We start from the raw sequence: 17,016 nt of genomic DNA, 5'->3' as shown, positions 1-17,016 counted from the left end.
AGACCGGTGGTCTAAAGGAGACCAGCTCTCGAACCGACCGTGACCCAGCCGTCACCACCAAGATCGGTACGGACCAGCCGCCCCCGCGGTGTTGTCGCGTAAACCTCGACCACCTGCCGGCCGGGATGGTACGCCACAGCGGGATCGCTGACAGTGCGGCCGGCCAGTGCCTTCCAGCCCGGAGCGACGCTCGAAGAAGGGTCCCATCGCAGGTGGTGCAGCTCGCCGCCGCGGGCCCGGGCGACCAGGTCGACCGCACCGGCCGTCGGGTTGTTGACCGCTACAAGTCGTCCAACGGCCGCGAAGTTCCCGAGTGCCCGCCAGCTGTGGTCTGCCCGTCCATAGTGGACAATGCCGTCCGCGTCCAGCGCGAAGAGTTCCACCTGACCGGAGGGCGGATGGAACACCGCGGCCGGGCTCCCGGTCAACGGCGTGTCGGTGACCGGCCGCCAGCCCACGTGGTCTCGGTTGATTTTGTACGTACGACGAAGAACCCCGGTCGTGTCGATCGCGTAAATGTCGGTCCGGCCGGTGGCGGCGTTCTGGACGATTGTTGGTGCGGCCCCGAAGCGTACCGCCCGAATCGGCTCCCAGGGCGTGTATCCGTGCCGTAGGTCCAAAGCGCTGGTGTGGTGCACGCGCCCGTCGGCGGCCAGCACGTAGATCTCGACCTCGGCGGCCTGGTCGTCGAACAGCAGCGCCGGATCGCCCTGGAAAACCAGGTCACCGACCGGCCGCCATGGCCCGCGACCAGTGTCGCGGTGAAGGTACGTGTGCACCAACCGGCCGGCCTGATCGCGGGCATAGACCTCGATGCTCCCGGTCGCCGGATTATCCACCGCGACCGGATTTCCCGCTACCGCTTGCATATCATGCCGATCCCACGGCCCGGCCGGCCCGTCGACGTACGTGTGGTGGACCAGATCGTCGTCACCACGCCAAAAGATCTGCGTGCTGCTGAGCAGGCTGCTGGCTACCACCTGGCCGCCGGTCACCGGCGGACCGGCCGGGATCGGGGTGGGGTGGGCGATCGCGTCGAATTCCGCGGTGACCTTGGTCGACAGGTCCGTCCGCACCGCGGGGGGCGGAAAGAACGCGCGGCCGGTCAGCTTCAGCATCGCGCCAATCAGAATGGGCGCGTTCGCCCAACCGGTCTCGACGCAGTACGGCCCCCAGCCAATATCCGCGTTACTGCCGAAATACTCCCAATGGCCGAAGTCAAAGGACCGCATCCAGGCGCCGGACAGTGGCGAGTCGTCGTCGATTTGAATCCGGGACAGATAGTCGAGTACGCCGGTGCCAAGCTCGTCGAAGACGGACTCGCCAGTCACCTGGTGCGCCAACGGCAGGAACATCGCGGCGAAACCAACAGTGTAGAGCTGGTCGGTGACGGTGTCCCCGTTCTGCTGGACGATCGACTGCTCATCCTGCCCGTACGTCGCGTTGCTGGAGGGATTCCGGCCGTCCCATTCGGCCAGGGCCCCACTGTCCGGATCCTGGCGCTCACGGAGAAACTCACCGATCCGCATGATCACGTCGAGATAGCTCGACTTCTGGGTGTAGTGATAGGCGGCCAGCAAAGGCAGCAGAAACCGGATGTATTCCGCGGTCCGACTGGTTTCCAGCCGCATCCGCGGAAATTCCGCGACCATGTGGTCGAGGCCGCGGGTGGCGAAGTCGAGATAGCGCTGGTCGCTGGTCGCCGCGTACGCTAGCAGCAACGCGGTCTGCGGGGTGCTTTGCCAATGGGCGCTGACGTCGAGGTTCTCGGTCAGCGGCAGCCGAGAAATGGCTTCCCAGCCCTGGCCAATCAGATATGACGGCGTACGCCACGGATTGACCTGCAGCCCGAACTCGGCGTCGGACGTACGGATCAGTGCTTCGACCCCGCGAAGTCCCTGCGCGACAGTCTCGTCATCGCCGCGGCGGATGCCGTCGGCCAGCACCAACGCGGAAATCCAGCCATTGTCGTCCGAGAACAGATTATCCATCTCGACCAGCGTTTTCCAGTATTCGCGGGTCTCCCAGGAGCCGTAGACGGCGGTACGATCCAACACCTGCATGCGATCCAGGACCAGCCGCATGAGATTGCCAGCGATGGTCGCATAGCGATCGTCGCCAGTCAGCTCCGCGTAGAGCTGGAATGCGTACGCGTTCTCGACATAGCCGTCGCCGCGACGGACTCCGCGGAACGGATGCGAACCGTCGGGCTGGATCTCGCTGGCGAAGCCCTCGGCGATGCCGGCCGAGCCGTCCGGCTGGTCATAGAACATGCCGGCTTCGTGATACCAGCGAAAACCTCGCTCCAGCATCCGCGAATAGCGCTCCTCGCGGGGACCGACGACGAGCCGCGTCTGCCACGTCTGATCGCCGGATCGTACGGTGAAGACGTGGTCGCCGTCCGGCAGGCTCAGCGGCTCCGACTCCCATTCTCCGGCCGAAATCTCGTGCAGCGGGACCTCGGAGTCGACCGGTTTCGTGGCGGACACCCGCAGTCGTACCCCAGCGCCCGAAGCGGCCCATTCCGGTGGAGCCGTACGAATGGTCACCTCGCTGAAGTCGACCGGCGCGTTTTGCAGCGACATCAGCAAATCTCGGACTACCTTCCGCCAGCGACTCGTCAGCCGGTAGTGACCGTGCTGGAAGTTGCTCAAGGCCGTGGTGGCGAAGAACAGTTTGCCGGCGCCGGACGGAATCTCCAACAGGGCGGGAAAGCACTGCTCGGGCGGGCCGTACACGGCGGAATAAACGCCGGCGACCCGACCGTAAAGGAGCAACTCCGAGGCGTCCGCAGGCCGCTCGACCGGCAGATACCACGACTGTTGTTCGTCGAAAATCTCCAGCGAAGGCGAGAAAATCCGTTCGAACCCGGACGGCCGTGGTGGTTGGGTGGGCAGCAGCCCGGTGGCGTATTCCACATAGCAGCGGCCGCCGGAGCGTACGTACGCCATCAACCGCTCGGCCATGGATGCCCCAAGCTTCACCGGCTCCGGCCGCACCTGCCGGTAGCCGTCGGCGAGCACGATCACCGCCGCGTACTCGCGCAGGTCAGTGGTCTCAAGATCGGCCACCGGCAGCAGCTCGTACTGCACTTGGATCTCGGCCAACAGGGGCAGGAATCCGTCCGCGGTGGCGGGCTCGGCGAAAACGGCCGTTTGCTGCGGCATCTGGGGTCCTCACGACGGAGATCGGTTAGCGCCCACTCTGCTGGCGGCCCGCGACGGCCGCAACGACGCCGCCCGAATGCGGTTAGACCAGTGGCCCGTTCGTACGGTCGGGTGCCTCTTCCGGTCACAAGTTAGGGTCACCTAAGGTTGATGTTGCCGGACTGATCGTGGCCGCGGCGATCGAAGATCGACAGGACCCAACAAAAGTTGGGTCTGGGACAGTGGGCACGGCGCACGATGCACCCCAAGGAGCTGGTCGTCGGTCGAGAGAATAGGCATGCCCATGCAGGCGTTCACGCTGCCGGACTTCTACTTGCCCTATCCCGCGCGGCTGAATCCACATTTGGAGCGGTCCCGGACGCACAGCACCGAGTGGGCCCGCCAGATGGGCATGCTGGACGCGGCTACCCCCACCGGCGGCCTGGTGTGGGACGAGCCGGCGCTGGCCCGGATGGACTACGGCCTGATGTGCGCGTACACGCACCCCGACTGCGACGGGCCGACGCTGGACCTGATCACCGACTGGTATGTCTGGGTCTTCTTTTTCGACGACCACTTTCTGGAGCTTTTCAAATACTCCCGGGATATGGCCGGCGCCAAGGCGCACCTGGACCGGTTGGAACTTTTCATGAGCGACGATCCACCAGCGCCGGAAAATCCGGCTGAGGCCGGGTTGAAAGACCTGTGGGCGCGTACGACCCCGGCGATGTCCCGCGACTGGCGACGCCGTTTTGTTACCAGCACTCACAATCTGATGGTCGAGTCGATGTGGGAGCTGGAGAACATCGACCGCGGCCGGATCGCCAACCCGATTGAGTACGTGCAGATGCGCCGCCGGGTCGGTGGTGCGCCCTGGTCCGCGAACCTGGTCGAATACGCGGTTGGCGCGGAAATCCCGGACGCGATCGCGGCTACCCGGCCGATGGAGGTCCTGCGGGACACCTTCTCCGACTCCGTCCACCTGCGGAACGATCTTTTCTCGTACCAGCGCGAAGTTCGCGAAGAGGGCGAGAATTCCAATGCCGTGCTGGTTTTCGAGAAGTTTTTCGACTGTCCCACTCAGGAAGCCGCCGACCTGGTGAACGACCTGATGACTTCCCGGCTGCAGCAGTTCGAAACCACCGCGCTGGTCGAGGTGCCGCAATTGCTGGCCGACCACGGCATCGCGGTCGACCAACAGGTCGGGGTTGGTGCGTACGTGAAAGGCCTGCAGGACTGGCAGGCCGGTGGCCACGAATGGCACGCGACCTCCAGTCGCTACATGAATCAGGCCACCGCGTCGGACTCCGACAGTGCTCTGGGGCTGGGACTTTCCGGGCTGGGGATGTCCGCGGCAACGATCCGGCTGGGGCTGCGCGGGCGGCTGCGCGAGCGGGCGTACCAGCCGTACAAACCGGTCGGTCACCTGCCGCTGCCGGACATCTATCAGCCTTTCCCGGTCCGGGTCAGCGAACATGAGGCGCAGGCTCGCGGCGGCAGCCTGGAATGGTCGCGGCTAATGGGATTTCTGGACTCCGTGCCCGGGATCCAGGGCGGGAGCATGTGGGACATGAGCCGGCTCGCCGGCTACGATTTCGCCCATTGCGCGGCCCGAATCCATCCGGACAGCAGTGCCCGGGACGTCCGGCTGAATGCGGACTGGTTGACCTGGGGCACCTACGCGGACGACTATTTCCCTTACGTTTTTGGGGCAAGTCGCGACCTGCTGGCGGCCAGGCTCCAGCACGAGCGGCTCGCGCTGTTCATGCCGGTGCAGGCTGACCAGCCGATGCCCGAGCCGCTGAACCCGGTCGAGCGCGGTCTCGCTGACCTGTGGGTCCGTACGGCCGGTCCGATGGCCGCGCAACTGCGGGGCGTCTTCCAAGATGCCGTGCTGGACATGACCGAAAGCTGGCTGTGGGAGCTGGCCAACCAGCTCGGCAACCGGGTGCCGGACCCGATCGACTACGTGGAGATGCGTCGGCGGACTTTCGGGTCGGCGCTGACCCAGTTCCTTTCTCGGCTGAGTTATCTGGAGATCGTCCCGGCCGAGATTTTCCAGCACCGGGTGCTGCATGAGATGGACACCGCCGCGGAGGATGTCGGCTGTTTCACGAATGACCTTTTCTCGTACCAGAAGGAGGTCGAGTTCGACGGCGAGATGCACAACATCGTTGTCGTCGTGGAGAACTTCCTGAACGTGGACCGGGTGATCGCCCGGGACATCGTGGCCAGGTTGCTGGAGTCCAGGGTCCGCCAGTTCGAGCAGATCGCCGAGACCGATCTGCCCGCGCTGCTGGCGGATTCCCAGCTCGACGAGGCGGCTCGTGCCGCGCTCACCAAACACGCCGAGGACCTGAAGGACTGGATGTCCGGCATTCTGGCCTGGCATCAGCACACTTCCCGGTACGGCGAGAAGGAACTCCGCCGGGGCCGCGTCCCGTCGCTCGCCTTTTCGTTCCTGCCCAGCGGAATCGGCACCTCCGCTTTCGGTGCACTGACCTTCTAGGAAAGGAAGCGGCGCGGGGTTTCGCCGAGTTCCTGTTTGAAGGCGGCCACGTAGGCGGACGGGGTCGCATAGCCTGCAGCGCTCGCCGCGGCCGTGACCGATCCGCCGCTGGCCAACGAGTCGAGAGAGTGCAGGATGCGTGCTCGCCGATGCCATCCGCCCAGCGTGAGGCCGGTCTCGGCGGCGAAGGCGCGCTCCAGCGTACGGCTGCTGGCACCGACCCGTACGTCATCCAAGGACAGCGTTGGGTCGTCCATAAGGACACGAGCCGCGTCGGCCGCCCGCGGGTCCTGGGGGAGCGGCAGCAGCAGTGGTGCGTCGGGCAATGCTTTCAGTTGGTCCATAAGGACGGTGATCAGAGCGGCGTCGACAGGCTTGGAGAGGTCGAGAGGGCTCGTCTTCACGGCGTGCAGCAGCAGTTCGCGGACCAGTCCGGAGACGGTGATGGCCCGTGTCTTGCACGGCAGTGCGGGGAGGTCGGACGAGAGATAGAGCGTGCGTACGGCTACCCGCGAGCGGTTGGCGATGGTCGCCGCCGCGCTGTCCGGGATCCACAGTGCCCGGTGTGGCGGGATCGCCCACGCGCCGGTCGCCGTCGAGATGGTCATGACGCCGGACGCGGCGTAGAGCAGTTGGTGCCAACCCGGCTCGATGGGCAGCGTGGCGCGGCCCGGCGGGTGGGTCACCGAGTAGCCGCGTACGTCCGGCTCGCGTCGCGATTTCGACATTTCCTGTCAGATCTTAAATGGCCCGACAAGTCTGCGCGATGTCACGATGAGGCCATGACCATGAACCTCGCGCACTTCGCCATCAACGCCGACGATCCGGACGCCAGCCGCACCTTCTATGAGTCGGTCTTCGGCTGGCAGTTCCAGGCGTTCGGGCCGCCCGGATTCTTCCGGATCGCGACCGGCGACGATGGCTTGCCCGGTGCCCTGCAAAAGCGCCGTGACCTGGTCGAAGGGCAGCCGACCATCGGTCTGGAATGCACTTTCGGGGTTGAGGATGTCGATGCCATCGCGAAGAAAGTGACCGATGCCGGTGGCAAGATCATCATGCCGCGGTTCACCATCAGCGGTGTCGGGCATCTGATCTTTTTCACCGATCCGTCCGGAAACGCGATTGGCGCCATGCAGTACGACTCGCGGGCTTGACATCTGTCGCGGCGGCGACTGGAGTCTGAAACGTATCAACCGCCGCTCCGAAAGGTTCGTACGACATGACGAACCCGACCCACCTTCAGGTGGAGCATCTGACCGAGCCGTTCGGCATCGACGCCCGCCAGCCGCGACTGTCGTGGTGGTTGCCGGCCGGTGCTCAGGCCCAGCTGGCGTACCAGATTCGGGCCGGTGACTGGGATTCCGGCCGGATCGAGTCCGATCAGAGCGTCCTCGTGCACTACCACGGGCCGGCGTTGGCAGCCGGGCAACGGGTGCGGTGGCAGGTCCGGGTGTGGACCGATCTCGGGGAAAGTGACTGGTCGGCGGCCGGTTGGTGGGAGATGGGACTGCTGGAGCCGGCGGACTGGGCCGCTCGGTGGATCGAGCCGGTTGAGACGGCACCACCGGAGGCCGGCCAGCGGCCGGGTTACCTGCTGCGGCACGGATTTTCGTTGGCGAAGCCGGTCGTACGAGCGCGTGCGTACGCGACCGCGCATGGCGTTTACGAACTCTTCCTTAACGGGCAACGGATCGGTGACGCTGAGCTGACGCCCGGATTCACCTCCTATCGGTCCCACCTGCTGGTGCAGGCGTACGACATCACGGATTTCCTTGAGCCGTCGGCAAACGCGGTCGGCGCGGTGCTGACCGACGGCTGGTTTCGTGGCCGTACTGGCTTCGGTCGCTGGCCGGACGGTTACGGGAATCGAGTTGGTTTGTTGGCGCAGCTCGTTATCGACCACGACGACGGCACTCGTACGATCATTGGCACTGGCCCGGACTGGCGATTCAGCACCGCCGACATCGTGGCCGCCGACTTGATGGACGGTCAGGTCGTGGACGTACGAAAAGCGTTGCCGGGCTGGTCGGCAGCTGCCTGGGATGACAGCGAATGGGCCAAAACCCTTGAAATCTCTGGGGATTTCGGCAACTTGAAGGCATCGCCGGCACCGCCAGTTCGACGGATCCAGGAAATTCGGCCGGTACGGATCAGTCGGCCGGCGCCGGATCGGCAGGTGATTGATCTCGGCCAGAACATCAACGGCTGGGTTCGGGTGGACTCGCTCGGCCCAGCGGGCACTTCTTTGACACTCACCCATGGTGAAGCGCTCGCCGCCGACGGCGATGTCACCACCGATCACCTCGCCGCTTTCAACTTCGTCACCGGCGAGCCGCTGCCGGCCGGTCAGGTGGACCAGGTCATCTCCGCCGGCGAAGGGAGTTTTGAGCCACGGCACACCACCCACGGCTTCCAGTACGTCCGGATCCAAGGCCATCCGCAGGAGCTGACCGCGGCCGACGTGACCGGTGTCGTCGTACACACCGACCTGCGCCGGACCGGCTGGTTCGACTGCGACGACGACCGCATCAACCGGCTGCATGAGGCCGCGGTGTGGAGTTTTCGGGGCAACGCCTGCGATGTGCCGACCGACTGCCCAACCAGAGAACGCGCTGGCTGGACCGGGGACTGGCAGCTTTACGTACCAACAGCGGCCTTTCTCTACGACGTGGCCGGTTTTTCGCTGAAGTGGCTGCGAGACCTCGCAGCCGACCAGTACGAGGACGGCGCGGTACCGCAGTTCGTCCCGTACCCGCCCGATGCCGTCACCCCCGACAGTCCACTCGCGACCCTGCGCTGCTCGGCCGGATGGGGAGACGCGGCGGTGATCGTGCCGTGGGAGCTGTGGCGCGCGTACGGCGACAAAGACGTCTTGGCCGAACAGTACGACTCGATGACGGGTTGGGTTGACTACGCGGCGAAAACCGCTCGCCAGAACCGGCATCCGGATCGGGCGGCCGCTCGTCCCGAGCCGGCACCGCACGAGGCTTTCCTCTGGGACAGCGGTTTTCACTGGGGCGAGTGGCTGGAACCGGGCGAGGAGCCGGCGTTGGATCCGAGCCGGGACAACGGCCCCATCGCGACGGCCTTCCTGCACTATTCGGCTGCCCTGTTGGCCAGGATAGCCGCGCTGTTGGGGAAGGATGCGGCTCGCTATCAGGAAATCGCCGATGGCGCGCTGGCCGCTTGGCGGGCCGAATATCTTGGCGCGGACGGCACGGTCAACCCACCGACGCAGGCCACCTACGTACGAGCGCTGAAAATGGGGCTTGTTCCGCCGGAACTCCAGCCGGCCGCGGCAGCCGAGCTGGTGCGGCTCGTACGCGCCGCCGGGACGCATTTGACCACCGGTTTCCTTGCCACGCCTGACCTTCTGCCGACGCTCTCCGACCACGGCTACCCGGATGTGGCGTACGAGCTGCTCTTCCAGGATTCCGCGCCGGCCTGGCTGACCATGATCGATCGCGGCGCGAGCACGATCTGGGAGGACTGGGAAGGGATTTCCGCCACTGGTGAGCCAAAGGCCTCACTCAACCACTACAGCAAGGGTGCCGTCGTCTCGTTCCTGCACACCCGTACGGCCGGCATCCGACTCGGCGACTCGCCCGCCTATCGCAGATTCTCCATCGAGCCGGTGCCCGGTGGCGGACTTACCCGCGCGTCGGCCCAGCACGACAGCCCGTACGGGCGGATTTCCTCGCAATGGCAGATCACCGACGGTTTGTTTGAGCTGACCGTGGAAATCCCGGCCGGAACGAGCGCAGGAATCCGGCTGCCCGACGGCACCAGCGCGGATGCCGGCCCCGGCACCCACACTTACCGTTGTAACGCCTAGAAAAGTCGCGCGACAGACACGATCAAACCGTGCGGCAGTTGCGGCGACAGGCCCATCTTCCGCAGCAAGCTCCCCCGTCGTCACCGCCAACCGGGCATCGAACTCCCGGGCGATCACATCAGCGGCCATATCCCTGGTCCACAACGCGAACTCGAAGTGCAACGTCGGGGGCGGGCAGGGTTGTGGGCCGCCGGGCGTGGTGGTTGCCCGGCGGCCGGGGTGGTTTGTTATGCGGCGAGTTGGTTGATTCCACGGATGGGTCTTCGTTCAGGGTCCCGGTATGCGGGTGGGATGAATTCGACGATTCCGTCGATGATGCGTACTTCCCAGTCGCTGTGGTGGATCAGTCGATGGCAGGCATCACACAGGAGCACGCAGTTTTCCAGGCAGGTATCGCCACCATCGGCCCAGTGTTTGACGTGGTGGCCGCGGCACCAGCGGGGTGGTCGACCGCACCTGGCGCAGCCTCTGTCTCGCGCTATGAGTGCTTTTCGTAGGTGTGCGGGGATGAGTCGTTCGGTGCGGGCGACGTTGAGCGGTACGCTGTTGCGGCCCAGGAGCATCGGGGTGATGTTCGCGTCGCAGGCGAGCCTGCGGCCGGATTCTGGGGATATAGCGATGCCGGTGTGTGCGTACGCGACACCGAGACGTTCGCGGAGCAGTTCCCAGTCCAGGGTAATAGTGAGGTGAGGGCGTTCCTGCCCTTGGATGGGGAGTTTCCCGGAGTCCGCGACAAGATTAAGCGCGTCGGCGAGCGCGTCGCCGTTGCGTTGGGAGACTGACCGCTCATCTCGGCGGCCGTCTTCGGTGGGGCGGGGTTTGGCCAGTGGGCTGAGGATTTCGGTGAGCAGGGTGCCTGTTTCGCCGTCGAAGGAGCCCCGGAAATTCAGTCGCCCATCACGCCCGGTGTGCAGGGACAGTTCGCGGCGCGGTTTCTCGTTCTCCCGTTCCGAAGGAGCTGGGCCGTCGGGGTCGAGGTGATCGTGGATGCGGCGACCAAGTTCGACAAGACGGCGGGCGGGGTGACTCTTCGCGTGCTCCACCAGGGAAGCCTCGACGCCTTCGCGTTCTTCGATGTTCACCCTGGCGGGGAGCCTGTTCACGATCCCCATGATCGTGTCGATTTGGGAATCCGCGAGTTCACCTCTGCGCATAGCTGCACTGACAAGACCAAGTTTGGGCGCGAGGGTTTCACCGGTGAGTGCTTGGCTGCTGCACAGGTTCAATGCCCGTTTCAGGCGACGACCAGCCTCGGTCGGGGACAGCAGGAGATTATCTTGCAGCAGCCTCATGGTGTTGTCATGTCCGACTGCCTTGCCGACCCGGTTCCGATGAATTGCCGCGACAATATCCAACGCCCGCGCCTGCCGCCGCCGAATGTCCTGCTCGGCTGCACGCAGCAAATCGGCCAACTGCCCGGGTTTACACATCCAGAGCTCTGGATCTGTGACGTCATCGCCGGCGGCCATGACACCATTCTACCGCCATCACCGTCAAAAAGATCGAGTTCGTACGATCGGAACGTGGTCATTTTCTCAATCATCTCAGCAAAACACAGAGCGCGCGCGTTCAAGCCCTAAGCAATTTGGTGAGGGTGGGGCCCCACTCTCGACGAAAAGCCAGGCGAAACAAGGCCGAACCCAGCTCCCTGCCGGTACATCCAGGCCGGGGCGCACGTAACGAGGCGACGCCACCGCGCTCAACCGCGAAACCGCAACAGAATGCAGTTCTTTCGACCCCTCGCGCGCCACCGGACTCACATCCGTCTGGGGCACCTCAGATGCAACGTTATGCCATGTGCGCGGATGCGCTAAAGGGCATCTTGGTTGTTTCGGGTGATTGCGGCGGGCGGCTACCTTGCCGACATGGGGGATTTCGTCAAGGTCGGTGCGGCTGTGGGTCTGCTGGTGGGTGCCGTGGTCGCGGCGGTGCTGGGGCACGGGCAGCCGGGCCGGTGGTGGCTGGCTTTGATTGCGATGTCGGCCATTGTGGTGGGTTTGGGCTTGGCGGTGGTGATGCGGTGGCCGATACGGCAGCGGATCGTACGGGCAGTCGCACTGGTCGCCGCGGTGTCTGGTGTTTTCGCGGTGGTGAATTCGGCTTGGGTGCTGGCATCTTTGGCGGTGCCGACGACCGCGGCGGCGGATCTCGACGAGTTGCGGGGTGGCGTCTGGTCGGTTGTCGCCGCTGGCGCTGTGACGTTGGGGGCATTGGCGTTGCTGGCAGTGAAAGTGCCAGTGGGCAAGTCGGTCTGGCGGCAGCCGGTGGCTGCGGCAACGTGCCTGGTGGCGCTGGCAATAGTGGTGGGCGCCGGAATTGCCGGTGCGGACCGGCAGTCGGTACGCGTGAGCCGGGCTGGGCAACAGGTTGTCGACGCGTCGAATGCGCCGGCGGTTGCTGGTGGAGTGCCGTTGGCTCGGCCGACGAAGGTGGCCTGGAATTATCAAGCGCCGTCCGGGATCGCGCAGGTGCGGTCGTCGGTGGATGGCGCGATCGTGGTGCTGGCGGACGGCGTGGTGGCGGTAGGTGGCCGCGATGGTCGGCCGCGATGGCATTATCGCCGCGGCGACGGGAAAGTTGATCGTACGTTGACCACACCGGACCACCGACTGTTGTTGCTGTGGTATTCGGCCAGAAAACCGGTCCGCGGGGACCTGAACTCATTGGTCGTGCTGGACACCGCGACCGGCCAGTTGCGCAGCGTCCAGCCGGTGTCCGGACCGGATGCGGCCGCGTCTTTTGGTCCAGGGAAAGGAACTGGCGAGGATCTCTCTGATCGCCTGACCAACACCACATACGCTACCTGGAGCGACGACAACCAGAGCGTGGTCGTACGCGATCTCCTGGATCGTTCGGTGCTCTGGTCCAAAACCTTGCCGGCGGATTGTACGAGAACGACTTCAACCGCGACGGCCGACACTTTTGTGCTGGATATGAGATGCCCTGGTGCGACTCGGGACACTCTCGTCGGCTATCCCGACCGTACCGGAGTCGTCACCTGGCAGAAGACCTTCGACAGACCCAAAGGTGGCCAGGTCGGCCTCGAGTCGAACGATGGAGGATGGGTAACCGTCGGTTCGGTGGGGGACCGTGACGCGATCGAGGTCGTGCTGGCGGCCTCCTCGGGGAATTATGCCTACAGCTCGTCCATGGAGATTGTCTCCGCGGTCACCTCCGCCGGAGTTCTGCTCTACCTGGACGACGGAAAATATGCCTGGTATGACCTGGCTTCTCGGCAGCGACACAATATCCCCAAAGGGCAGTTTGGCTCGTGCCTGGACCCGGACGCGTATCGTGAGGCCAGGGCACTCCGCGTGAGTGGCGGCTCAATTTCTTGCGCGACAGGGTCCAACGACCACTCCACCACTGTTTCGGTGTTTGATCTTCTTACACTGCGAAGTCAGGCCACGTTTACCGTCCCGGGGAGCGGGACCCACCTGGTGACCGTGCCGGCGGCGGTGGCTGTTTTCTCCCCAGGGCAGCGAAACCTCGTCGGCCTGGGGTGAGCTGACAACGGCTGATGCTGGCACTCAACACACCGGGCAATACGAAGTGTGCGTCGATGCCGCGGACCGGATCGCCGAAAGTGCCGGTAGGCCCTGGTCAACTGGCGTTCGTGGCCGTAAAGTCGCGCGCGGTAGTGACAAGACTCGGGTAAGGAGGCAACGGTGACCGAGACGTCCGTGAGTCTCCTCCCATTTTACTGCCCCCTTCCGTCCGTGCTGCATCCGCAGGTCGAGTTGGTACAGGACCGGGCGCTACGGTGGCTCGCGGACCACGACTTGCACCCACATCTCGCTGGTACGAACAGTGCCGAGTTCTACGCGCGCATCACACCCGAGGCGGACATTGACCGGCTGCAGCCCGCGGTGCACTGGTGCTACTGGGGATTCGCCTTCGACGATGCCCGCTGCGACAGCGGACCGACCAGCACGCGTACCGACGCGTTCAAGGATCTCGCAGCGCGTTTGATGACCACGCTGGAAAACCCGGCGGTTTCCCATCCCGTTACGGAAGACCCGTATGTGGTCACGCTGGGCCGGATCGGCGCCGACCTGTCCGCGATCGCTTCCCCGGTCCAAATGCGACGGTGGATTAACGGCCATGCTGGCTGGTTGTCTGCGACCGCGTGGCAGGTGTCGTATGTCGAAGCTGGCACCGAGCCTGATCTGAACGACTATCTCACGATGCGGTTGAATTCATGCGCTGGCGAACCGACCACCGCGATGATCGAGATCGTCAACAACCAGGAGGTTCCGGCGGCAGAGCTGGATTCTCCCGGCGTACGAGCGACAACTGAGGCGGCCCGAATGGTCGCCGCGCTGGACAACGACCTGGTGTCCGGCCAAAAGGAACGCCGGCTCAATCAGACCGGCACCACCCTCGTCGACGTGATTCACCGGCAGGATCGTTGTTCGCGTCAGGACGCTATCGTAAGCGCCACTGCGCTGCGGGATCGTGTGATGGCACTTTTCCTGCTCCTGTCGGAGAAATATCGAGGCAGTGGCGGCCCGGCGCTGGCGTCCTATGTGGATGGTCTTGGGCACACCATTCGAGGGAACATCGAATGGAGCCTGACCGTCCCGCGCTATGGCGGTCAGCCGGAGTTTGCTGGCTGGGCGGCAAAGCCTTCCGATCCCAGCAGGGAACCAATTCCGGTGCCGTCGATTAGTTGGTGGTGGGAGCAGCTGTAGTAGCGAACCGAGGTTCGGCGATCATCAACAGGGTGCTCGGGCGCAGGGTCGCGAGCGTACGTTCGCGGATCCGCCGGCCCGGCACCGGACGCAGCCGCCATCGCGCCGCGACGGTCGCCGCCGCGATCGTCATTTCGGCCCAGGCAAAGGATTCTCCGATGCACTTGTGGCGGCCGCTGCTGAAGGGCTGGAAGGCCTGCCGGTCTGGCACTGGACGGCCGGGCGCCCACCGGTCTGGGTCGAAGACCATCGGTGCGGCGAAAACCGCGGGGTCGCGATGCAGCGCCGCCAGGCTGTAGATGACCTGGCTGCCGACCGGAATCCGGACGCCGGCCAGGTCCACCGGCCCGGTCGTACGACGCATCACGAACCACAGTGGACTGTGCCGGCGAAGCGTCTCCCGGAGCACCTGACCGGTGTAGTCCAGCCGCTCGATGTCCGCATGCGTGACCGCACGGCCGGCCAGAACCGTATCCAGCTCGGCGTGCATCCGGCGCTCGACCTCCGGATTTTCGGCCAGTTGATGGAACATCCAGCTGAGCGCGCTGGCCGTCGTCTCGGTGCCGCTCATCAGGATGGTGATGACCTCGTCGCGTAACTGCTCCGCGCTCATCGGCTCGCCGGTGTCGTCGTACCGAGCCGTGAGCAGCGCCGACAGCAGGTCATCGCGCTGATTTCCGGCCGAGACACGATAAGACTCGATGACATCCTCGACAATCGCCCGGAGTCGGCGGCGAGCTTCGGTGAACCGGCGATTTCCGGGCGTCGGCACGCGTTCCCAGCCATCCGGTGCGACCACTCTCGGCAGCAGCCCGGCGACGATCACCGGCAGCCAGCGATGCACTTCCTGGACGGCTTGTTTGCCAATCTCGGCACGGAAGAGAGCGGTCGCGGTGACAGAAAGCGCCAGCTCACCCATGTCCTGGGAGACATTGACGACCTGACCAGGTTTCCAGGAGTCCACCAACCGGCGCACTTCGGCGTTCATGTCGGTCGCGTACGTACGAACCTGCAGCCGGCCAAAGGCGGGTTGCATGATGCGCCGCTGCCGGAGATGGAAGGGGCCGTCTGAGGTCGCCAGCCCGTGGCCCACCAAAGCCGACGCCTTCTGGAAAAGCCGGCCGCGGTCGAAGCGGTCGGCGTCCGCGACCAATACTCGGTGGATCAATTCCGGTGAATTGATCACGTACGCCGGCCGGGTGCCCAGGAAGATCTTCACCACCTCGCCGCGATCGCGTTGCCGCTGCAGAAAAGGTAGCGGATGATGCAACATCTGGATGCCATGTCCGAGCAGCGGAACACGCCCGGAGGCGACCGGCGCGGAGGTCGCCGCGGATTCTCCCACCTGGACCTCCGTCGCGAACGGTCGTCGCTGACCTCGTACCCTAGACGCAGGCGGGACCAGGCACAATGCGAAACTGCCTGGTCCCGCCAGATGGCAAGGACCAGGCAGCACGCGGCCGGTTCTAACCGGTGAAGCCGGCCGTGATGGAGGTGAACTGCCAGTTGTTCTGGCTGATGCCGCTGCAGTTGGAAACCACTCCGCCGCCCGCGCATGGGCGATCCCGGTTCACGGCCCAGTAGGCCAGTCGGGCGATGTGGTTGCTGTTGCTCCAGTCCCGGATCTGGGTCCAGATCGCCGGCGAGGTCAGTTCCTGCTGGTCGGACAGGCCGTTCATGCCGGAAATGCCGAGATGGGCGTACGCGGTGGCATTCGACCAACCGAAGGCGCTCTTGAGCCGGTCCCGCAGTCCATTCGCGGCATTGACTGTGCTGCCGTACATGTTGGAGCCGCCACCGAAATCGAACGGCATGATGCTGAAAACGTCAACGTTGGCACCCAACGCGGCGGCCTGACTGACCAGCCGAACGCCGTTGGAGTCCGGGCCTGTCGTGGTGGTCCCAAAAGTGACGATCGTCTTGATGCCGGCATTGTTGGCCTTGACGATTTTCAGGGCGCCGAGAATGCGGTCCTGCACAGTCGCGTTCTGGAATTCATCGGTGTTTTCGATGTCCATGTCGACGTATCTCAGGCCGTACGCGTTGATGACCTTCTGAATCGCGTCGGCGAGCGCGCTGGCGCTGGCACAGTTCGGTCCGAGTTTGTTGCCCTGCCAGCCGCCGAACGAGATTTCCACGTTGCCGCCGGCCGATTTGATGGCGTTGATCGCCGACTGGTCGGCGCCGCCGGTCAGCGGGCGGCTGCCGTCCCACGCCGGATTGCAGCCACCGCTGGAAAGCATGAATGCCATCGTGAATGCCTTGATGCCGGTCGCCGACATCACGCTGGTCGGGCTGGGTGGATCTCCCCAGCCCTCGTAGAGATAGGGCGCGGCCATCGGGCTGGCGGCCATTGGGGCGAGAGCGGCCGATGACTGGGCGGCGGGGGCCAAAGCGACGGTCGCGACCGTGGCGAGAGCCATGGCCATGGCACGGCGGAGCCTGGAACGCATGGGGTTCCTCCAGACGTAGGGGGCTGCACCCGTCCACATCGCGGGGCGGCGCCGCTCCGTACGGCCGCTGAACGGGCCGCGAACTGGGCAGATGCGGAAGAGTGTGTAGGAGCCTGGAGGATCCGCGGATTGCTGTCAAGAGCCGGGTTTTTGGTGATATTGGTCGACGAGACCGGATTACGAACCACTAATTACGAACTGTTGACCGCGACCGGACATGGGGATTATCTTTTTGCTCGAAACTCGACCCTATCGAGCAGATACGTGCAGAGCCCGGGTGGCTCGCCACCCACTGACTTGAGGGTGATTCTGTGCGTTTTCCGCATCGGAACACCGAAACTTCTCGCTGCGGCCAGCGTTGCGGCCGGACCGCCAAGCG

The 17,016-nt window shown here is 64.8% G+C and carries 10 protein-coding genes; 5 read left to right on the top strand and 5 right to left on the bottom strand.

Annotation, left to right across the window (positions count from 1 at the left end; all coding sequences use genetic code 11):
* Positions 1-11: 11 nt before the first annotated feature.
* Positions 12-3,167 carry a DUF8189 domain-containing protein gene (locus ABD301_RS37560; RefSeq protein WP_344314867.1) on the bottom strand — a complete coding sequence of 1,052 codons (3,156 nt, stop codon included), beginning with the start codon at positions 3,165-3,167 and terminating at the stop codon, positions 12-14.
* Between the two features lie 277 nt (positions 3,168-3,444).
* On the opposite strand from ABD301_RS37560, the gene ABD301_RS37555 reads away from it, so the two are divergent.
* Positions 3,445-5,655, top strand: a complete 2,211-nt coding sequence (locus tag ABD301_RS37555; RefSeq protein ID WP_344314866.1) for a terpene synthase family protein — start codon at positions 3,445-3,447, stop codon at positions 5,653-5,655.
* Here the strand turns inward: ABD301_RS37555 and ABD301_RS37550 are convergent.
* Positions 5,652-6,383 (bottom strand): AraC family transcriptional regulator, encoded by a 732-nt coding sequence (locus tag ABD301_RS37550; protein ID WP_163568476.1) that lies wholly within the window; start codon positions 6,381-6,383, stop codon positions 5,652-5,654. The genes ABD301_RS37555 and ABD301_RS37550 overlap by 4 nt on opposite strands.
* 54 nt (positions 6,384-6,437) lie before the next feature.
* Between ABD301_RS37550 and ABD301_RS37545 the strand changes: the two genes are divergently transcribed.
* Together ABD301_RS37545 and ABD301_RS37540 are read left to right on the top strand one after the other, a co-directional pair.
* On the top strand, positions 6,438-6,809 hold the full coding sequence (locus ABD301_RS37545; RefSeq protein WP_344314865.1) for a VOC family protein: 372 nt from the start codon (positions 6,438-6,440) through the stop codon (positions 6,807-6,809).
* Positions 6,810-6,874: 65 nt separating this feature from the next.
* Complete coding sequence (locus tag ABD301_RS37540; RefSeq protein ID WP_344314864.1) at positions 6,875-9,490, top strand: family 78 glycoside hydrolase catalytic domain; 2,616 nt, start codon at positions 6,875-6,877, stop codon at positions 9,488-9,490.
* A 227-nt stretch (positions 9,491-9,717) separates the two neighbouring features.
* On the opposite strand, the gene ABD301_RS37535 is transcribed toward ABD301_RS37540, so the two are convergent.
* Entirely contained in the window at positions 9,718-10,959 is a 1,242-nt protein-coding gene (locus ABD301_RS37535; protein WP_344314863.1) for an HNH endonuclease, read from the bottom strand.
* Between the two features lie 396 nt (positions 10,960-11,355).
* Between ABD301_RS37535 and ABD301_RS37530 the strand changes: the two genes are divergently transcribed.
* Positions 11,356-12,996 carry a hypothetical protein gene (locus tag ABD301_RS37530; RefSeq protein WP_344314862.1) on the top strand — a complete coding sequence of 547 codons (1,641 nt, stop codon included), beginning with the start codon at positions 11,356-11,358 and terminating at the stop codon, positions 12,994-12,996.
* 162 nt (positions 12,997-13,158) lie between these two features.
* The gene (locus ABD301_RS37525) at positions 13,159-14,184 is read left to right on the top strand and encodes a terpene synthase family protein (RefSeq protein WP_163568479.1); all 1,026 of its coding nucleotides are present in this window, start codon (positions 13,159-13,161) and stop codon (positions 14,182-14,184) included.
* On the opposite strand, the gene ABD301_RS37520 is transcribed toward ABD301_RS37525, so the two are convergent.
* Together ABD301_RS37520 and ABD301_RS37515 are read right to left on the bottom strand one after the other, a co-directional pair.
* Positions 14,159-15,529, bottom strand: a complete 1,371-nt coding sequence (locus ABD301_RS37520; RefSeq protein ID WP_344314861.1) for a cytochrome P450 — start codon at positions 15,527-15,529, stop codon at positions 14,159-14,161. The genes ABD301_RS37525 and ABD301_RS37520 overlap by 26 nt on opposite strands.
* A 121-nt stretch (positions 15,530-15,650) precedes the next feature.
* Positions 15,651-16,637: a chitinase gene (locus ABD301_RS37515; protein WP_344314860.1), complete on the bottom strand. Its 987-nt coding sequence runs from the start codon at positions 16,635-16,637 to the stop codon at positions 15,651-15,653.
* Positions 16,638-17,016 lie beyond the last annotated feature (379 nt).

The sequence above is a fragment of the Fodinicola feengrottensis genome (assembly GCF_039530045.1).
GTDB lineage: Bacteria > Actinomycetota > Actinomycetes > Mycobacteriales > HKI-0501 > Fodinicola > Fodinicola feengrottensis.
This window is presented reverse-complemented; position numbering and strand designations above follow the sequence as displayed.